This is a genomic window from Bacillus sp. AFS077874 (assembly GCF_002566505.1).
Classification (GTDB): Bacteria; Bacillota; Bacilli; order Bacillales; family Bacillaceae_G; genus Gottfriedia.
The window spans coordinates 402759-421148 of sequence record NZ_NUYF01000005.1; the positions used below are offsets into that span (position 1 = coordinate 402759).

At 31.5% G+C, this 18390-nt stretch carries 20 protein-coding genes and 1 pseudogene; 7 read left to right on the forward strand and 14 right to left on the reverse strand.

Translation table 11 applies throughout. The features are described from left to right. Positions 1 to 13: 13 nt before the first annotated feature. From COJ46_RS03675 to COJ46_RS03700, 7 genes and pseudogenes are all read right to left on the reverse strand, one after another. Positions 14 to 154 carry an acid-soluble spore protein N gene (locus COJ46_RS03675; protein ID WP_056476763.1) on the reverse strand — a complete coding sequence of 47 codons (141 nt, stop codon included), beginning with the start codon at positions 152 to 154 and terminating at the stop codon, positions 14 to 16. A 145-nt stretch (positions 155 to 299) separates the two neighbouring features. Further along, positions 300 to 437, reverse strand: coding sequence for an FbpB family small basic protein (locus COJ46_RS03680; RefSeq protein ID WP_082459651.1), 138 nt, complete (start codon positions 435 to 437; stop codon positions 300 to 302). A gap of 72 nt (positions 438 to 509) precedes the next feature. After that, on the reverse strand, positions 510 to 1061 hold the full coding sequence (locus tag COJ46_RS03685) for a TlpA family protein disulfide reductase (RefSeq protein WP_097977824.1): 552 nt from the start codon (positions 1059 to 1061) through the stop codon (positions 510 to 512). Between the two features lie 620 nt (positions 1062 to 1681). Further along, entirely contained in the window at positions 1682 to 4408 is a 2727-nt protein-coding gene (gene acnA / locus COJ46_RS03690; RefSeq protein WP_098565702.1) for an aconitate hydratase AcnA, read from the reverse strand. A gap of 433 nt (positions 4409 to 4841) precedes the next feature. Then, positions 4842 to 5882 carry an acyltransferase family protein gene (locus COJ46_RS03695; RefSeq protein WP_098565703.1) on the reverse strand — a complete coding sequence of 347 codons (1041 nt, stop codon included), beginning with the start codon at positions 5880 to 5882 and terminating at the stop codon, positions 4842 to 4844. 295 nt (positions 5883 to 6177) lie between these two features. Beyond that, complete coding sequence (locus tag COJ46_RS25325) at positions 6178 to 6390, reverse strand: peptidoglycan-binding domain-containing protein (protein WP_483295508.1); 213 nt, start codon at positions 6388 to 6390, stop codon at positions 6178 to 6180. 6 nt (positions 6391 to 6396) lie between these two features. After that, positions 6397 to 6786: pseudogene (locus tag COJ46_RS03700) on the reverse strand (M15 family metallopeptidase); the annotation flags it as partial. A 436-nt stretch (positions 6787 to 7222) separates the two neighbouring features. Here COJ46_RS03700 and sspO point away from each other — a divergent pair. The 3 genes from sspO to COJ46_RS03720 all read left to right on the forward strand — a co-directional run bounded on the left by sspO (position 7223) and on the right by COJ46_RS03720 (position 8377). Next, positions 7223 to 7369, forward strand: coding sequence for a small acid-soluble spore protein O (gene sspO / locus COJ46_RS03705; protein ID WP_097977831.1), 147 nt, complete (start codon positions 7223 to 7225; stop codon positions 7367 to 7369). 680 nt (positions 7370 to 8049) lie between these two features. Further along, positions 8050 to 8184, forward strand: a complete 135-nt coding sequence (locus tag COJ46_RS03715; protein ID WP_084006741.1) for a small acid-soluble spore protein P — start codon at positions 8050 to 8052, stop codon at positions 8182 to 8184. A 34-nt stretch (positions 8185 to 8218) separates the two neighbouring features. Next, entirely contained in the window at positions 8219 to 8377 is a 159-nt protein-coding gene (locus tag COJ46_RS03720) for a YfhD family protein (RefSeq protein ID WP_286133610.1), read from the forward strand. Between the two features lie 162 nt (positions 8378 to 8539). Here the strand turns inward: COJ46_RS03720 and COJ46_RS03725 are convergent, their stop codons facing one another. Further along, positions 8540 to 9244, reverse strand: a complete 705-nt coding sequence (locus COJ46_RS03725) for a DsbA family protein (RefSeq protein ID WP_097977836.1) — start codon at positions 9242 to 9244, stop codon at positions 8540 to 8542. Between the two features lie 390 nt (positions 9245 to 9634). After that, positions 9635 to 10186, reverse strand: coding sequence for an NADPH-dependent FMN reductase (locus COJ46_RS03730; protein WP_098565705.1), 552 nt, complete (start codon positions 10184 to 10186; stop codon positions 9635 to 9637). A gap of 920 nt (positions 10187 to 11106) precedes the next feature. Between COJ46_RS03730 and COJ46_RS03740 the strand changes: the two genes are divergently transcribed. Further along, complete coding sequence (locus COJ46_RS03740) at positions 11107 to 11490, forward strand: hypothetical protein (RefSeq protein WP_141437813.1); 384 nt, start codon at positions 11107 to 11109, stop codon at positions 11488 to 11490. A gap of 164 nt (positions 11491 to 11654) precedes the next feature. Here COJ46_RS03740 and COJ46_RS24355 read toward each other — a convergent pair whose 3' ends face one another. Further along, positions 11655 to 11804: a hypothetical protein gene (locus COJ46_RS24355; RefSeq protein WP_091021567.1), complete on the reverse strand. Its 150-nt coding sequence runs from the start codon at positions 11802 to 11804 to the stop codon at positions 11655 to 11657. 227 nt (positions 11805 to 12031) lie between these two features. Next, positions 12032 to 12502 (reverse strand): hypothetical protein, encoded by a 471-nt coding sequence (locus COJ46_RS03750; protein WP_098565707.1) that lies wholly within the window; start codon positions 12500 to 12502, stop codon positions 12032 to 12034. Positions 12503 to 12688: 186 nt separating this feature from the next. Here COJ46_RS03750 and COJ46_RS03755 point away from each other — a divergent pair, with 186 nt between their 5' ends. Next, entirely contained in the window at positions 12689 to 13120 is a 432-nt protein-coding gene (locus COJ46_RS03755) for a DUF2621 family protein (protein ID WP_097977842.1), read from the forward strand. Positions 13121 to 13149: 29 nt separating this feature from the next. Here the strand turns inward: COJ46_RS03755 and COJ46_RS03760 are convergent, their stop codons facing one another. Both COJ46_RS03760 and COJ46_RS03765 read right to left on the reverse strand, forming a co-directional pair. Further along, positions 13150 to 13629, reverse strand: coding sequence for a CcdC family protein (locus COJ46_RS03760; RefSeq protein WP_097977948.1), 480 nt, complete (start codon positions 13627 to 13629; stop codon positions 13150 to 13152). A 217-nt stretch (positions 13630 to 13846) separates the two neighbouring features. Further along, a complete protein-coding gene (locus COJ46_RS03765; RefSeq protein ID WP_097977844.1) occupies positions 13847 to 14554 on the reverse strand; it encodes a cytochrome c biogenesis CcdA family protein in 708 nt (235 codons plus the stop codon). Between the two features lie 613 nt (positions 14555 to 15167). On the opposite strand from COJ46_RS03765, the gene COJ46_RS03770 reads away from it, so the two are divergent. Both COJ46_RS03770 and COJ46_RS03775 read left to right on the forward strand, forming a co-directional pair. Further along, on the forward strand, positions 15168 to 15908 hold the full coding sequence (locus tag COJ46_RS03770; protein ID WP_097977846.1) for an AzlC family ABC transporter permease: 741 nt from the start codon (positions 15168 to 15170) through the stop codon (positions 15906 to 15908). Further along, positions 15905 to 16210: an AzlD domain-containing protein gene (locus COJ46_RS03775; RefSeq protein ID WP_097977847.1), complete on the forward strand. Its 306-nt coding sequence runs from the start codon at positions 15905 to 15907 to the stop codon at positions 16208 to 16210. Before COJ46_RS03770 ends, COJ46_RS03775 begins: the two co-directional genes overlap by 4 nt. Positions 16211 to 16296: 86 nt before the next feature. Here COJ46_RS03775 and COJ46_RS03780 read toward each other — a convergent pair whose 3' ends face one another. After that, positions 16297 to 18186, reverse strand: a complete 1890-nt coding sequence (locus tag COJ46_RS03780; protein WP_098565708.1) for a S53 family peptidase — start codon at positions 18184 to 18186, stop codon at positions 16297 to 16299. Positions 18187 to 18390: the final 204 nt, after the last annotated feature.

An 18390-nucleotide genomic window follows, 5' to 3' on the forward strand; every position in this document is an offset into this window, starting at 1 on the left:
TGTGTTTTGGATTTTATCCGTTATCTACAATTGGTTGTTTGCCAGTAGGATCTTTATACTGCATTTGTTTACCCTTATTCCCACCAGCTGCTTTGTTTTGAGTACCTATATGATTTGGTACAAAATCTTTAGGATGTTTTTTTGGATTTCCCATTTTATCGCCCCCTAGCGATAGTATGAGTATTGTTGCTGTAAATATGTAAGAGGAAATTAAAAAATGACCAATTTTGACAACAAAAAAAAGAAGGAAATAATTCCTTCTCTTGTATAAACAAATTCGATTTTCGAAACTGTCTAATTTACTCCGCTTTAGCTTTTCTTTCTAAACGTTCCTCTAATCGATCATATATTTTATTCAAAGCTTCTTCATCATTTAATAGAGAATTTTTATTTTCAAGAATTAATTCTTGAAACGATTTATGTCTTTTCTTTCTCAAAACAATCACCTCTTCTTTTTATGTTAGTATTGCCAAAAAAAAGAGTTTTCTTACATTTTAGTAAATTTTTTCTTATTTTAAAAATGCATTTAATTGTTTTTCAGTTAATGGTCCAATTTGCTTAAAAACTACTTCTCCATTCGGATTAATAAAGTATGTAGTTGGTATTGAAATCACACCATATTTACGAAAATTATCACCGTTTTCATCAATTAAAATTCGATAACTCATACTATTTTTATTAACAAAGTTCTTGATAAAATTTAAATCCTTTTTCTCGCCAATATAATCCGCAACACCGATCATTTCAATATCCTTATGCTCTTGATGGAATTTCTCTAATGCTGGTATCTCATCTTGACATGGAGGGCACCAAGTAGCCCAGAAGTTTAAGATTACTTTCTTACCTTTGAATGAAGACAAATTAACCTTCTTTTCATCTAAAGTCATCAATTGTATATCAGGTGCCTGCTGTCCAACTTGAACACCTAATTTTTGAATTGAAGCAATATAAGCATCATTATTGTTACTGACTTTTTTCTCTTCTTCTTTTTTCTCATATAATTGAAAAATTGAATATCCTAGCGCTACTAAAAGAATCAGCAAAGGAATTACTTTTTTCATACAAATCACCCTTTTAATGAACTATCTCTATTTAACCATAATAAATACAAAAGTGGAACAAGCTCGTATTGTTCTTAAACAATATCTTTTTGGATTATTTTTTAACATACTATTTTCCATTCAAATTATCTTAATATTGATCCACTTTTTTAATATTTTTTACAAGAATGCCTCATTAATTCGTAAATTTTTTATCCATTTTGTACATTTGGGTGTATGGCAGTTCGTTTCTGTCTGTTACATTACGGATATTCGGATTTTAATTATGATTCTAGGGATTTAATTTTCGATTTTTGGTTTTTATTTGCGATTCTGGTTTTTATTTTTGATTCCATCTTTTTAATTGAGATTACTGATTTTTATTTACGATTCCATCTTATTAATTACGATTACTGGTTTTTATTTGTGATTCCATCTTTTTAATTGCGATTACTGATTTTTATTTGTGATTCCATCTTTTTAATTGCGATTTCTGGTTTTTATTTGCGATTCCATCTTATTAATTACGATTACTGGTTTTTATTTGCGATTCCATATTTTTATTTGCGATTCAACAGTCTCGCACCACCTACTCAAAACCAAAAAAAACACGGTCCAAAAGACCGTGTTTTCAACATAAATTAATGAGTTACTTTAGAGTTATTTAATTTGTCACGTAATACCATTTGTAAGATACCACCATGACGGTAGTAGTCGATTTCAACTTCACTGTCGAAACGAGCAACTACTTCAAATTCAGCAGTAGTGCCGTCTTCTTTTGTTGCAGTAACTTTTACAAGATCACGTGGTTTAACATTCTCATCTACATTAACAGCAAATACTTCTTTACCTGTTAATCCAAATGTTTCAGCATTTTCGCCATCTTTAAATTGAAGTGGTAAAACACCCATTAATACTAGGTTACTTCTGTGAATACGCTCGAAGCTTTCAGCAAGAACCGTTTTGATACCTAAAAGATTTGTTCCTTTAGCAGCCCAGTCACGAGAACTTCCCATACCGTAGTCATTTCCAGCTAAGATCATTAATCCAGTACCATCTTCTTTATAACGCATTGCTGCATCATAAATCGACATTACTTCGCCAGTTGGCCAGTAAGTAGTGTATCCACCTTCTGTACCAGGAGCGATTTGGTTACGGATACGGATATTAGCAAATGTACCACGCATCATTACATCGTGGTTACCACGACGAGAGCCGTATGAGTTAAAGTCTACAGGCTTAACACCTTTACTTTGTAAGTAAAGTCCTGCAGGAGTTGTTTTACCAATTGAACCAGCTGGTGAGATGTGGTCAGTTGTTACTGAATCACCGAATTTACCAACGATTTTCAAACCAGCTAATGGTTTAACTATGCCTGGCTCTTTTGATAATCCTTCAAAGAATGGAGGATTTGCGATATAAGTTGATTCGCTATCCCATTTGTATAAAGAATCATCAGTTGTTTGAATTTCGTTCCAACGTTTGTTATCTTCAAATACTCTTTCGTATTCTTTTTTGAATAATTCAGGAGTAACTGTAGATGCAACTACTTCTTGAACTTCTGCAGATGTTGGCCAAATATCTTTTAAGAATACATCGTTTCCATCTTTATCTTGACCGATTGGTTCAACAGAGAAGTCGATATTTACATTACCTGCTAACGCGTAAGCAACTACTAATGGTGGTGATGCTAAGTAGTTACCTTTAACTTGAGGATGAATACGTCCTTCAAAGTTACGGTTACCAGAAAGTACAGATGTTACTAACATATCATTATCAGCAACAGCTGCTTCCATTTCAGGAGCTAATGGACCTGAGTTACCGATACATGTAGTACAACCATAACCAACGATGTTAAATCCTAATTGATTTAAGAAAGGAATTAAGCCAGCTTCTTGTAAATATCCACTAACTACTTTAGATCCTGGAGCTAATGAAGTTTTTACATAAGCAGGTACTGTTAAACCTTTTTCAACAGCTTTTTTAGCTACTAAACCAGCACCTAACATAACGTATGGGTTTGAAGTATTTGTACAACTTGTGATTGCTGCGATTGCTACTGCACCAGTTTTAAAAGTTGTTTCAGTACCGTTTTCAAATTTAACGTTTACCTCTTTATTTAATGCTTCATCAGTTAAACCGAATCCTGCATTACCCATTGGAGCAGAAACTGCTGCTTGGAATGCTTTTTTCATTTCAGATAATGGGATTAAATCTTGTGGACGTTTTGGACCAGAAAGATTTGATTCAATTTCTGAAAGATTGATTTCTACTAAATCAGTAAATGTAGGATCTTCTAAGTCAGCTGTATAGAATAAATCATTAGCTTTGCAGTATGCTTCAACTAATTGAATTTGCTCTTCAGAACGACCTGTTAAACGTAAGTAGTTAAGTGCCTCAGCATCAACTGGGAAGAATCCACATGTTGCACCGTATTCAGGAGCCATGTTTGCAATTGTAGCACGGTCTGCTAAAGGCATGCTTTGTAAACCTGGTCCAAAGAACTCAACAAATTTATTTACTACACCTTTTTTACGTAAAACTTCAGTAACTTTTAACGCAACATCAGTTGCAGTTGTTCCACTTGGTAAAGCACCGACTAATTTAACACCGATAACTTCTGGAACTGGGAAATATGATGGTTGACCAAGCATTCCTGCTTCAGCTTCAATACCACCTACACCCCAACCTAATACACCAATACCATTAATCATAGTAGTATGTGAGTCAGTACCTACTAATGTATCAGGGAATGCAACAACTTCACCATCTTCATTTGCAATTGCATGTACTACATTTGCTAAGTATTCTAAGTTAACTTGGTGTACGATACCAGTTGCTGGTGGAACTGCACGATAGTTATTAAATGCTTTTTGAGCCCAGCTTAAGAATTGGTAACGCTCTTCGTTACGAGAAAATTCTAAATCCATATTGAAATCTAATGCATCCACTGAACCAGCTTTATCAACCATTACAGAGTGGTCAATTACTAGATCTACTGGAATTTCTGGATTAATTACTTCAGGGTCTCCACCCATATCTGCCATTGCCTTACGTAATGAAGCTAAGTCAACTACCGCTGGAACACCTGTGAAGTCTTGTAAAATAACACGAGAAGGTTTAAACGGAACATCTACATCTTGTAGCTCGCTTGTTCCCCATTTTGCTAAATTTTCAACATGATCTTTTGTAATTACTCTTCCATCTACTTGACGAAGAACTGATTCTAGTAACACTTTAATCGAATAAGGTAATTTACCGATTTTAGCTACTCCAGCTTCCTCAATTGCTTTTAAGCGATAATAATGATAAGTTTTATCGTTCGCAGTAAATGTCGAACGTGATTGGAAAACGTCATTTTTCCCCATGTTTTCTTCCCCCTATTAAGCAAAAAATGTCTGAATATATTTTATATCCAAACTTTTCAATACCTTTACAATAATATATTATTACAATGTATATCATAAGTAAATAAGAAGTAACTTATCATTTGTAATAAGTATTACTTATGACCTTTTAAAATCAAAGTTACTATAATAATCTTTTACCCAATTATATCAAAGTTTATATCAATATAATTAATTTAAGTTTTTAAAAATTTGTGTACTTGAATTGTTTTTTCAAAGGAATGAGACTGTAAAACGAGTGAATCAAATGCATTGAAAAGGATGCAAGGTATCTAACTGACTAACAAATAATAGCCCTGTATCTGAAAAGGACACAGGGCTTTATTTGATTAAAATTGTTTTTGACCATTTTTCTTTTAATTCGAAATTATTTTTTTAGTGCTTTCACTTTTTATCATGAGGCCTTTAGTTGACTGATTGTATTTTCTGTAACGACTGGCTTTCCTTTCCCATTTAGTAATATGTTTAAAATTGGGATCTTTTTAATGAAAAACGATAGTGAAATAGGGATTATTAATCCAATTGCAAAGTAGATGGACCAATGTATCGTTCCTACAACATAAAGTTTATCTATAAATTTCAATGTTGCGATAGCAAATCCAACATGGAAAATTAAAATTATTAATGATTCTCTACCTAAAAAAGTAAAAAACTTTGTCGGTAATTTCATTTTTGACAACAATTTTGCAAACGATAATGTTGCTATGCTTCCAGAAATGCCAGCTATATAAAATATAAAAAAGTTATTATAAATCCTATTGTTCATATCTGCATTATTGATATAAGTAGCAATTCCGAATATTATGAAAGATAAAATTGATACAATTCCAATTGGTTTTATTTTATTTAATAACTGATATTCCTTAAATTTATTCCCTAAATACATGAAAAAAAGAGCTACTAAAGCGATATCTAAACCCCATGGTAAAAAAACAAAACGACTTATACCATAGCCAATCAATCCAATAATTAAGTAAAAACCTATTTGGGTGTAAACGTTAAAATCACCAATTATTTTTTGCGAGTAACAATAGAGTAATTGAACACAAAATAAACAAACTAAAAACCATAACGGTACATTTAAGCTTAACCATCCATTAACTCCATTTCCATATAAAATGCCAACAAGAGGCTTATACCATATAAATTCAGTTCTTAAAGGGTCTGCAATTTTTAAAATTAACCAGTAAAAATAAGATAATATCCCTACTGAAAAATAAGGAACAAGTAAAGCATAAAATTTGTTGATCCATAATAGTCGCGTATTATTTAAGTACCTCTGACTACTAAAAAGATACCCTGATACCCCAAAAAACAATGGCATTCTAAAGTCTCTTAATATGTTATTTAACCAGATTGGAATAGCCGTATGTCCCATTACTACTAGAAATATAGTTATCCCCCTTGCGATGTCTATTTCGATAAATCTTTTCATCCATCCGTATCCTCCAGAAATGCTTCAAGCACCCATAATAAGTTTTTTGTCCAATAAACATCATATTGGAGGATGTGAATTTTTACAATCTTATATTTTTTATACTCCTTTCGTTAAAAACTGTCTTTTTCGTAACATATAAGCTATATGTAACGTAATCCAATTTGAATTGATTAGTCGCATATTAAAACAAACCCTGTACAATACTTATACAGGGTTTGACTAATTTTTATTTTTACAATTTGAAATTTCAAATGTTACATTACTAAAATTAATAATAAGATTTTACCTTTTCTTAGACAAATAATTTTGCCCAAGTTTTTGCGCCAACTTTTCCATCTACGGTCAGGCCATTTTTCTTTTGAAAATTCCTTACTGCCCGATCCGTAATTGGACCGAAAATACCGTCTTCGGTAATTCCTAATTCTTTTTGAACTAATTTAACACTATTTCCTTTTGAACCTGATTTTAAGATTGTTCCTGGATATGCAGGAGGTTTAGATGCCAATACTTTATCAGTACCATATCCTTTGTATTCAAATTGTAAATGGGGCTCATCTACAAAGCTACTCCAGTCCCCACCCCATGTGAAGCCAATGGATTTAGCATAATTAATAGCCGATTTAAATGGATCAGAATCGTATGAGTTCCACGCTTCTTTACCATTTACTATTGGAACAAAGTCTAATGCTTGACCTACAAGATGATATGACTTTCTAGTTTGGGACTTGCCATTATCAACTAGTTCTTCTTGACGTTCTCTTGTTCGAGTCGTTTCGTAAATTAAAACATTGATATTATTTTTTATACAATAATTGTACCATTTTAAAGCAGCCTGCTTTGTATTTGGAGCTAGCTTATTTATATTTGATAAATTTCTTTCGTGATAAGTTGGATTTGTCATTTATGAATTCTCCTTTTAAATAAATTTAAAAAGCCAACCTACTTAGGAAGACTTATCCCAGTAAATAACATCGCTTGCTTTCATACACTTCTAAATAAACATTAAATCGTACATATAAGCCAATATATTCACAAAGTTGAAATACGGTTTGAATAAACAGTCCAAAAGCTCTCGTTTTTTTTCTACTGGACAAGTCTTTATTCCTGTTAGTTTTTGAAACCATGTTAAATCCCGGAGAATTCCCTCAACTATAAACATAAAAAAACACCTAAGGTGCAGAGATTAAACAACTTAATAATGACACTCACATTATTTACCATTGAATTTTTAGAGTACTAAAAAAAAGATAGGAAAGAATATCGATTATAAAAGGCCGTTTTCAAACCAATTCATTAATAGTGTTGGCGAAAATGCCCTTATATAAGGAGGAATAATCATGTCTAGACGTAAAAATATTTCTGGTAGCGGAATGTCAGCTTCAATCGAGCAAGGGAAAGCTGCTGGTTTTAATGAAGAAACTGCACAAGAGCCACTTTCAGCTGATTATAAGTTAAACAATAAAAAGACAAAAAAAAGACAATAAAAAAATAGCAAGCAATTTGTAGGAATTGCTTGCTATTTTTTATGTTTTTTAATTATTACTCAAAATCATCTTTTCGCTTTCTTAAAATACCTTTGTTCAGCGTCGATTGAGGCATTAAATAAATAATATCTCCTGTTCTTTTCGTATCTCTATTAACATTACTTTTTCTTCGATTATAGTATAGGAAAAAATTAATCACATTTTTTTGTCTCTTATTATATTGAATTTTCTTGAACAAGAGATAGAGTACGATCACACCCGAATATATAAGACAAACTGCTAGTATTTGCATAATCAGTATCAGTCTCCTCTTTTATTTTGACTATTACTAGTATTGGTCAAATTACTTGTTTCATACATCAAAAGAGTCAGACAAACTAAAAAAATTAACTTTTACTCTATTAATTTCTTAGATTTAATTGTTGTTTGTCGTTTTTTATTATGAAAAATAATTTTCTCAACATTCAATTTTTACAATTAATATTAGCTGAATTAATTAGATGAATTAGATCATAAGAATACCTCCCTTTCATTAATTTATTTATATATATGGAAAATGGTTATTGAAAATTATTAGAAAAAAATGATTAAAACGCTTTCAATTATAAATTAGTAAATATTTCATTTTGGCATATTTTTTCGCTTACAACTAAAGCTATTTGTAAAGGAAGGTGACAAGAATGACAAACAAATCGTCAAAAAGAAATAGCCCAATTGACCATGAAAGTGGACAACCAAAACCATTAAGCGGTTCTCATAAAGTAAAGAACCAAAATCATACAAGACAGAAAAAACATAGTCACCACGATATGTAATTTAAATTAATTAGTTATAATGGAGGGGTTTAATTTGAAGAATAAGAAAAGTACTTACAATTCTAATTTTAATAAGAATGTAAAGCCTGACGGACTTGATGTCGAGTATTCAGCGGAATTAGCAGACCATGATGATATTGAGGCACAAGAACGTTCAGCTCAAGCAGATGCACGAGTAAAGAAAAAAATGTAATTCGTTTTATCTAAACAAATAAAGGTATGCGATTTTTTCGCATACCTTTCAGACTGTAACAAACGCTCGCTTTCTTCGTTGCTNNTTGCAATCAGTCTGAAAATCCAGTTTAAATTGTCCAACAAAAAAAGGTATACGGATACTTCCGCATACCTTTTTTAATTATTTGTTTATTTCAGCGTCAATTGCTGCTTTAATTGATTCTAAGCTAGGGTTGTCCACTGCTTTACCATTTACAAAGATTGTAGGTGTTCCGTTAACACCATAATGGTTAGCAATTGCAACATCGTTAACAACTTGTTTCATTGCATCATTTTTGTATAAATCTTTTTTAAATTGTTTTTCGTCTAAATTCGGAATAACAGATTTCGCAATGCTTGCTAATTTATCAGGTGTAGCCCAAGTTGTTGTTTCATCTTCTTGTTTTAAATAGATTTGCTCTTGAAACTTCCAAAATGAATCTTTATGAGTTTTATAAACTACTTCTGATGCAAGTGCAGCTAAATTTGAATCCTTCGAAATAAACGGATAGTTAATAAATGAAAAATTGATTAAACCATTATCAATATAATCGGCTTTTAGTTCTGGAAAAACTACTTTATTCCATTGAGCACAAATTGGACATTTATAATCACCAAATTCCACTACTTCCACTTTTGCATCTTTATTGCTAAATGTTGGTTGATCCTTTGTGTCAAACCCATCAACTTTTACTTGATTTACTCCAGCAATTGTTGGATATACTTCTTCAGTCTTTTTATCTTGCAATTTAGAAACTAAAAATAATGCTCCAACTAAAACAACTATTCCAACAAATACAGAAATAGCAAACGTTTGATTACTATTAGATTTTTTCTTTTTACTCATTAGTGCTATATTCCCCCTACAATTATGTATTGTACATTATTGTAACATAAACTCTATTAGCCTAACTATTCATAACCCTCGTAATTGAAAATAATTCTTAATAAAAAGATCATCCATATTCATAAAGTATCTTCTTAAGTACATAAGTAGTTTTATTATTGAAATCTCTTTTTAATTTAAACAAAAATAAAGAGCATTTCTCTTTACAAAGAAATGCTCTTATTTTAACATTTTAAATTTACCATTTGTTCAATTAAACTTTCATAACGCATGATTTAGTCAACAACAAATAGTCAAACTCTTTTTTGCTATTTGGCAGGATCGTGTTAAATGAGCATATCAGAGACTTTTTTTGCATCTGATATTCTTAACATAGTACCTTAATAAGGACTATTGTCTCAAGGTTTTTAATGCACCACTCCAAGCAATAACTTGATCAAGCATTGCATTTACATTATTAAGATGTAAATCAGCTGGTTTGAAGGTAGTATAGTTTTCGAAATCGGTAAATAAGGACAGTGTAGGGTGAACACGAACATCTGCAATCATTAGCTCTCCCATTATTCCTCGTAAATGTTCAGCTGCACGGGCACCGCCAGTTGAACCATAACTTACGATACCTGCTGCTTTGTTATTCCAAGCTTCACGAGCGAGATCAAGTGCATTTTTTAAAGCTCCAGTTATACTGTGATTATATTCTTGAGCGATAAATACGAATCCATCCAAGCTGTTAAGTTTTTCGTTCCAAGCTGCAATTCCTGGTTCAGTTCCATCAGTAGTTCCTAAAAAAGGTAATTGATAATCAGCTATATCTACAATTTCATAGTTTGCATCTCCACGTTTGTCGGCAATTCCTTTAACCCATTCTCCCACTTGGGGGCTAACTCGTCCCTGTCTTGTACTACCTAAAATAATACCCACATTTAATTTTTCATTTGTCATTGTTTTTTCCTCCTATTTAGCTTATTTATTTTTCCAAATTTTATGAACCAATTCCAATTCTCTTATATAAATCAATTAGCTAATCTTTTTCTTCATTTGAGATAAATGATAAATTTTGAGAAATGGTTGGAACGTGTTTGGGAAAAATCTCGTCAAATAATGCTCTTCCTTCTTCTTTCAGTACAACATTCGATTTGGGTTAGGCTGTATTTCCACAAGACCTTTCTTTTCTCGTGTAAGTAGATGTTCGCTTCATCGCTTGGCTTATATGTAGTTCGAACCAATTATGAAATCCTCAGTCCTTTATGTATACTCATAATTTTTTATATTCTTCGTTGGCTAATATTACCATAAATTAAAGATTTCTCTATCATATGTAAATATTCCTTTTTATTCGAAATCTTAAATGAATTCTCTGCTTTTTATATAAATAAAAAAAGCCACATTTGCAGCTCTTCTTGTTCAGCTTTCCTAAATATATAAATCCATCATTGTCCTTTTGTGCAATATGAAACCTGCCCCTGTTCAATTAATTTTTTTAACGGGTATTTTCTTTCAGTGTATTTTTATAAATCATATTAGCTATTACTTCAGTCGATACTTTACATCCAAGCGTCTACTATGAAGTAAATATTAACCTTCCATTCACAGTAGTGAAAGTTGGCTAACGCATACACGTAAGCTTCTTTTCGAGGTTTTTTTCCTAAGAATATGTTAAAAATTACTAGTCATGTGAAAGCTTGTTCCCCTTTATAATGAAAGATGATTTGGAAAATTGGAGGAGAATTATGTTTAAAATCATGCTATCAAGCTTTCAGCCGAGTAAGTACAATGAAGTGCTTCATTCGAAAAAACGAAGCATCATCGGTTACTATTTACTGGCATGTTTCTTGTTAAGTGCGGGGCTATTTGAGCTCTTGATGAATTTCGATATAGCATCGGATACGACATCGTTATGGACGGTATTAGAAAATGGATTCGGAGATCATGCTGAGCTATTTCTACTGATTGTCATCCCGTTCATTGTACTAATCATTCCGGTGATGATGCCAGTCTTGTTTTCACTTGTTTATAAGTATGCTGCACGAAAAAAGGACATTCATTTGTCGTATCGCCAGTGGTACAAATTATTTTTCGTTGGCGCGATCTCATTTACGTTCGTATCATTTATTGTAGAAATCATTGCCTTTTTGTTTGTGGACTTTTCATTGACATGGATTGAACGCGTTATGACCATTCTGTTTCTTACCTTTATGTACAAAGCCGGAAAAGCAGCTACAACAAAAAAAGAAACCGACAATTAAAAGAAAAATTTCTGTTGGAGTTTACTGGGGTACCCAAACAGCTAGTCTATTGATTCTTCCATTGAAATTTAGTCGGGAAATGGCTATGATGACGAATAATTGAAAAAAGTACTTCGAATAAAAAAACATAGGGAGATTTTAGTCTTCCTATGTTTTCATTCATATTATTTATCTGTTTGTTTTTGCTTATTTTTCAAATACTCCGCACGCATTTTTTCAAGTTGCTGCTTTTTATCAAATTTTGCAGGCGTCTGTTTTTCATGAAACTTTGACACAGCCATCTGACCTTTTGTATCCAATTGATATTTTCCCACTTTATTCACCTACTTTTCTATCTTTGAAAGAGAATCTATTCAACAAATATAATATACATTATTTTACTGAAGAAAATATTATTATAACGCTTAACCTTGCATATATCACTATAAACATTAAAAACTTAGTAAAATATTTCATCACCAAATGGTATTCATTTCATTGATCAATATTCTAAAAATGCAAATAGCCAAGTCTACAATTAAATAAACTTGGCTTTCATTTATTAGTTATTTTTATTGACTAAAATAATCAATTCTTCATCAAATATAATGTCGGAATTTAAAATTAACAGTTCTCTTATAAAGGCTTTGGGATTTTCGAGGGTTAAAATAATTGGTTGCACTGACTCGTTAATATGAATTAATAAAGTTATTATTTCTTTATTTTTTCCATAAACTTCGACTAGTTGCTTTATTTCTGTAATATCATTGACCTTAAGTTTAACTGTTAGAATGCCTTTATGAATAATAATTTCATCCTGGATTAATACAATATCACTTCTTATTAGGCGGAAAGCTGTAATGCTTAAAACAATTACGACTACAGCTATTTGTAGATAGGACTTTAAATCATTTCCGTTTCCTACAAGCATTGATATTAACTTGTACAGGATGACCAGGAATATTGAACTGGCAGCCATATAAAATAAAATACTTAGAAAAGTAAAGTGAGAAGAGAATTTAGTTTGTTTCACATTCTTTCGCCTCCTCTACGACTTTTTTCTTTATTTTTTCTACTATATGATTCAAATACTTAAAATGAAACTAGTACTTAAAAATAAATGGTCATTTTTTGACAAAAAACATATGTACTTGCTTGATACTTGTCATATTTTCTTACTATAATAGTGGTATGTTTACCTAATACAAGGAGGATACATATGTTTTCGTTCTTTTCTCAAATTATGATTGTCTTATGGACAATTTTCTTGTTAGGAATGATGTCAATCGGCGGATACTTTATGTTCAGAAAGTTTTTAAAAAGATTACCTAAAGAGGATGGGAAATCGATTTTAGATTGGCAGGAAGAATATTTACAACAAACAAGACATTTATGGTCAACTGAACAGAAAGAATTACTTGAAGAATTAGTAAAACCTGTACCATCTTTATTTAGAGATATAGCTCGAGATAAAATAGCAGGAAAAATTGGTGAGTTAGCTCTAATAGCTAACGCTCCGCAAATTACACAAGGTTTAATTATTGAAGGTTATATTAAAGCAACCCCTAAACGTGATCATGCATTTTTAGTTAAAACATTAAAGAAAAAAGAAATTGATTTTACTGATTATAAGCATTTACTTGCAAAATAAAAACGTGTACCGATTAGGTACACGTTTTTTCATGTAATAATTGTATTTGATGGAAGCTGTCTTCTCATTTTTTGATATGATTTGTACATTGCTAATCGCCAAGGAACAATCATTGAAAATGCTAATAAGAAGAACATACCACTTAATTGGCCTACATCGATTGAAGAACTTAAATATAACTTCATCACGATTCGAACTACTAATAAACCAAGTAAGATAAAGACAAATGCTTTTGATCTTTTTAAATAAATTTCATTATCTACAATTTCAAATTTAGATGTTTTAATTAAAAATAACGAAAAAAATACTCCCATACAAACAGCTTCTAATACTTCAGAACCTGTCAATCTAAACTCTGGTACTAAGTACATTAAAGCTCCACTACTCATAAAAAATGGAGGTAAAATTATTTTTTTAAGGTTTGTCGGCTTTTTAGCAGCTTTTAGTCTAACGAAAATTACTCCTAAAGCCATACAGGTTGCAAATACTGTGCTAAAAATTATACTCATATCTTTACTCATTTTTTTCACTACCTTTTTTCTCAATCTTAAAGAATAACAATTCTTATATGCATTGACTATTTTAAAAACTGATTACTACAGTTTTTGTGAATACAAAGCACTCTTTTTTTATCATATAAACTGATTATATAATACTGCTTCTACCACAACGATGCAAATCCAATAACTTCAAATCCTGCATTTTTTTACATTGGGAATATAATGTTTAAAACCCAGTAAATCCACCAAAAAATCTAGTAAAATAAATTGTTATTTTAGTCAACCAATCAAAATATAACATGATTCCCATAATGATCATGATATATCCACCAAAAACGACGATTTTATGTGAATACTTTTTAATCCAACCTAGTGATCCTAAATAAAACGACAATACAAAAAATGGAATAGAAAATCCGAGTGTATATGCTAACATATAAAATAGACTTGAACCTGGGTTACTTACTGCAAGTGCAAATACTGAAGTTAAGATTGGTCCAGTACAAGGTGTCCAACCTGCAGCAAATGCTAATCCAATCAAAGTAGAACCTAGAAATCCTGAGGGACGTTTTGAAAATTGAAACCTTCGATCATTCATTAAAAACTTCGGTTGAAAAATACCCGTTACGACTAATCCTAGAAATACAATTAAAATCGCACCAACTTGACGAATAAAATCTTGATAACGCATAAAAAAAGAACCAACTATGGAAGTGCTAAAACCTAAAACAATAAAAATGATTGTAAAACCTAGTAAAAAGAACAAAGTATGTAGTAAAGTTTTACTTTTATGTATTCTTTTTTCATTTTGTAGATCACTTAAAGATACCCCTGTAATATACGATAAAAACGCTGGATAAATCGGTAGACAACATGGAGAAATAAAGGAGAGAAATCCCGCTCCAAATGCAATACCAATATTTAAATCCCCCATTAACTTACATCCCTTCTCATCTTTACATTCTAGATAATATTATAACAGAATTGCTTTTTATTTAGTATTAAAAGTAGTTAATAGACCTCATCATACACATATTTTAAGAATCTTTAATTATTCATTACCAAAAAATTGAAGAAAAGTGATTAAATTGGAATATTTTCACTTAAATTTCGGCACACTTCTTAATAAACTAATTTATTATAAAGGTGGAAACATGTTTAAAAAAATATGGCCAAGTATTTTATTATTATTAATCCTTATCATTTATTACTGGAAAATATTACCTATAATTTATAAATTTCATGAATAAGTCAAAAATTTTTATGGTATTCCCAAAAACTCCTCTATTTAACTACAAATGCTTTAATCTCATTAATGCTCCCAACTATTAAACAAATTAAATTTTTAGTATTATAAAAACTTTCTTAATTTTATAGTATAATCATATGACAATCTTTGATGGCCAATCGTTCTCCAAACAACTATGAATACGGAAATATATAGAGTGTCTGAAAACATTTTATATAACTGCCATCTCAACTTTAGAACACTTTATTGTTCTTTCTTACTAAAGGTTACTTTAATTGAAGGGAGTTTATAACTTAATATGTCTACTGTTTTGCAACAATCAAAAACTACAGATCCTAAAGCGAATCGTAGTAAGGAAATGAAGGAAGGATTTTTAGCGTCTGTTCCTTTAATTATTGGCTATTTACCTGTTGCTTTTACATTCGGATTAATTGCAAAGCAAGCTGACATTGATGTGCTAAATACTCTTTCATTTAGTGTGCTAGTTTATGCAGGTGCTAGTCAGTTTATGGGTTTATCGATGTATTTGGCTGGTGTGAGTTTTTTTCAAATCTATATCGCTACATTTATTTTAAATTTTAGAAACTTTGTTATGAGTCTATCATTTAATCATCAATTTAAAACTCTACCATTTTGGCATAGAGTCTACTTATCGATCACACTAACTGATGAAAATTTTGCTGTAACTACTTTAGGTAAAAAAGGCAGCTCAGCGAGTTATTCGTCCATTTATCTGATTACATTACATACAATTGCTTATTGTACTTGGATAAGCGGTACTATTTTAGGAGTAGTTTTTTCAAAACTTATTCCAAAGATAATTAGCGAAAGCATGGGAATATCTTTATACGCTATGTTTATCGGGTTGTTAACCCCAGCCATACGTACAAATTGGAGAGCATGTTTAATCGTATTCGTGAGCATGCTTTTAAATTTCATCCTTTCATCTTTTTTAAGTCAAGGCTGGTCATTAATTTTGTCTTCCATCCTTGCTAGTTTACTTGCAATTGGTTTAATGAAAGGAGATCACAAAGAATGATTGTCTTTTTACTCGTTTTAGGTATGTGCTTAGTGACAATGATTCCCCGAATAATTCCTGTATTTATTGTTGATCGGATTCAATTTCCAAATTGGGTATCCTCCTGGTTAAAAGGTGTTCCATATGCAGCATTGGGTGCATTAATTTTCCCTGGAATATTAAGTGTTCAAAAGGGAAATATGAGCGTCGGCCTGATTGGTGGATTAGTAGCAATTATTTTATCATTACTTAGATTACATATCATTTTCGTTGTTTTTGGAGCAATCGGAACAGTTCTATTGATGAAGCTTTATTTTATTTAGTTATTTTTCTATATTCATAGGTTAGTTTCAACAATCAAATAACTACAAAAAAGTCGCAATAATATGCGACTTTTTCTTATTGAAATTTATTTTTCTGGAGTACTGAAATTATCGGCTAATTTTGCTACATCCGGTATTCCAAGTCCTGTAGCTTGGTTATAAAGCGTACCTGGTGTACCAGAATAGAATAGATTATCGTTTTCAGCACCTGATTTGTTTAATGGCTTGAAAGGCGATGAGCTTTGTTGTGCAAAGCGATAAATTTGAGGATTCCAGAAACCAACTTGAGTGTTATCTGCGCTATTAATTAACGCCGATAATCCATTCAGTTGAGGTGATACGAAACTAGTTCCACCAAATACAGCATACCCGGAATTTGTTCCTGGTTTACCTGGTTCACTTAAATAAACGTAATAGCCAGTGTATGGATCTGCAGCCATTGATAAATCTGGAAGGTTACGGCCTGTACCTTGTCCTGAAATAACAGTAGGTTGTTTGTATGTGACATTTGATAAATCTGGTGAAATAGTAAACTCATCGACTGCAGTAAAACTGTTAACCCCACTTACACCTTTTTGATAATCTGGAGTTTCAAAATAAGTACTGAAACCACCACCACCACCATTAACTAAGTTAGCATCTGGTAGTTTTCTAGCTTTGTAATAATCATGTAGATAATCCCAACCCCAAGCACGTTCTTCACCAACTTTGACATCGACACCTGTTGAATTAGAGTGGAATTGGAAAGGTAATGTTGTTCCACCTGCTACTGTGATGTACGGACTTGCTGCTGGGAAATCAGCTGTGAGTTTAAATACTTTATCTGCACCTCTAGTTTCGTCATAAGCACCTGCATCACCAGCTGCAGCAAACATCGAAATTCCTTGTGCTGCTGCCTGCATGAATAATTGATTAAATGTATCTTCATACTCAGGTGCTTCCATTTGTTGCTGTACGTAAGAATCAATACTTAATTCGCTTGATCCCCAACTTACTGAAATTTGTTTAGCTATATTATCATTAATTGCATTTGAAAATGCATCTACAAATCCAGTATCCGAATTAGGACCTACATACACGTTAATATTTGCATCAGGAGCAATAGCACCCGCTTGCTGAACATCTAAAGTAGTTTCTTCATAGCCATCCCATCCAGAACCGCCATCTACCTCATTTACTTTAATACGATTAGGCTTTGTTTGAATTCCTACATTATCCCAGAACTTATATGCATCGTCTTTATTAAATTCTGCTAATGTAACAATACCAATTGTTTGGCCTGCACCAGTTGCTCCCTTTTTGTAAAGTGGATTAACATTATAATGACTTTGTAAATCTTGCGGTGTTAAACTAAGTGGACCAGTTGGTACATCCTTTTTATCTATTATTGCTGGTTGTTTAACAGCTCTTGATTCTAAATTCGAATAATTATTTAAACCTAAAATACATAAAATATTATCTGAAATTACTTTTGGTAAAGTTGGGTTCTTTTTAGTAGCATGAATGCTTTTACCTTTAAAACTAGCATATTTTAAATTGACACTTAAGGCTTTATTTAATTGAGCAACAGTTCCTGTTGCTGTAATCGTTAAATTATTTGCATGAACATCAGTTTTAATACCATAAGATTGCAGATAAGACGTAACAGAATGGATATAAGCTGGATTTGGTGCATATTTAGCTTTGAATTCATCAACACTTAAATATTTTCGATAATGAGGAGAGTATGGTGTAACAGTTTCCTTTATATATCTTTCTAAATCATCTTTGTTTTGAAGTTTCAAAACAAAATCGATTGATAATGTAGTATTAGGATCCATGTCTCCAAAATAATTTGTTCCATCTTGCACAGCAGCCCCAGTACCTTGAGCTACTTCCTTATTTACTTGTGCGGCTACTTTAAATGTTGGTGCATTAACTAATAATAAAGAACTTGCCGCTGCTACAGTCATTAATGGTTTTTTCCAGTTTTTCAAAGCATATTCCTCCTTGTTGAGTATGTAAAACTCCTAAATTAAAAGACTAATATTTCAGAATAATAAATTTAATACCCCTTCATTTTCATATTAAATTTCAAAAATACTAAATTTATTCTCTGATATCGATTATAATTCTCGAAATAGTCTAAAAAAAGAAATATTATTCGATACAAAACGCTAAAAACCTTCAACTTCCGAACA

What these genes read in the sequence shown, in the direction of transcription:
- COJ46_RS03725 (WP_097977836.1), bottom strand. Translation starts at nt 9,244, where the DNA reads ATGAGTAAAAAGAAAAAATCTAATAGTAATCAAACGTTTGCTATTTCT.
- COJ46_RS03765 (WP_097977844.1), bottom strand. Translation starts at nt 14,554, where the DNA reads ATGGGGGATTTAAATATTGGTATTGCATTTGGAGCGGGATTTCTCTCC.
- COJ46_RS03730 (WP_098565705.1), bottom strand. Translation starts at nt 10,186, where the DNA reads ATGACAAATGAAAAATTAAATGTGGGTATTATTTTAGGTAGTACAAGA.
- COJ46_RS03760 (WP_097977948.1), bottom strand. Translation starts at nt 13,629, where the DNA reads ATGAGTATAATTTTTAGCACAGTATTTGCAACCTGTATGGCTTTAGGA.
- COJ46_RS03740 (WP_141437813.1), top strand. Translation starts at nt 11,107, where the DNA reads ATGAATTTCGATATAGCATCGGATACGACATCGTTATGGACGGTATTA.
- acnA (WP_098565702.1), bottom strand. Translation starts at nt 4,408, where the DNA reads ATGGGGAAAAATGACGTTTTCCAATCACGTTCGACATTTACTGCGAAC.
- COJ46_RS03715 (WP_084006741.1), top strand. Translation starts at nt 8,050, where the DNA reads ATGACAAACAAATCGTCAAAAAGAAATAGCCCAATTGACCATGAAAGT.
- COJ46_RS03770 (WP_097977846.1), top strand. Translation starts at nt 15,168, where the DNA reads ATGTCTACTGTTTTGCAACAATCAAAAACTACAGATCCTAAAGCGAAT.
- sspO (WP_097977831.1), top strand. Translation starts at nt 7,223, where the DNA reads ATGTCTAGACGTAAAAATATTTCTGGTAGCGGAATGTCAGCTTCAATC.
- COJ46_RS03755 (WP_097977842.1), top strand. Translation starts at nt 12,689, where the DNA reads ATGTTTTCGTTCTTTTCTCAAATTATGATTGTCTTATGGACAATTTTC.
- COJ46_RS03685 (WP_097977824.1), bottom strand. Translation starts at nt 1,061, where the DNA reads ATGAAAAAAGTAATTCCTTTGCTGATTCTTTTAGTAGCGCTAGGATAT.
- COJ46_RS03775 (WP_097977847.1), top strand. Translation starts at nt 15,905, where the DNA reads ATGATTGTCTTTTTACTCGTTTTAGGTATGTGCTTAGTGACAATGATT.
- COJ46_RS03695 (WP_098565703.1), bottom strand. Translation starts at nt 5,882, where the DNA reads ATGAAAAGATTTATCGAAATAGACATCGCAAGGGGGATAACTATATTT.
- COJ46_RS03675 (WP_056476763.1), bottom strand. Translation starts at nt 154, where the DNA reads ATGGGAAATCCAAAAAAACATCCTAAAGATTTTGTACCAAATCATATA.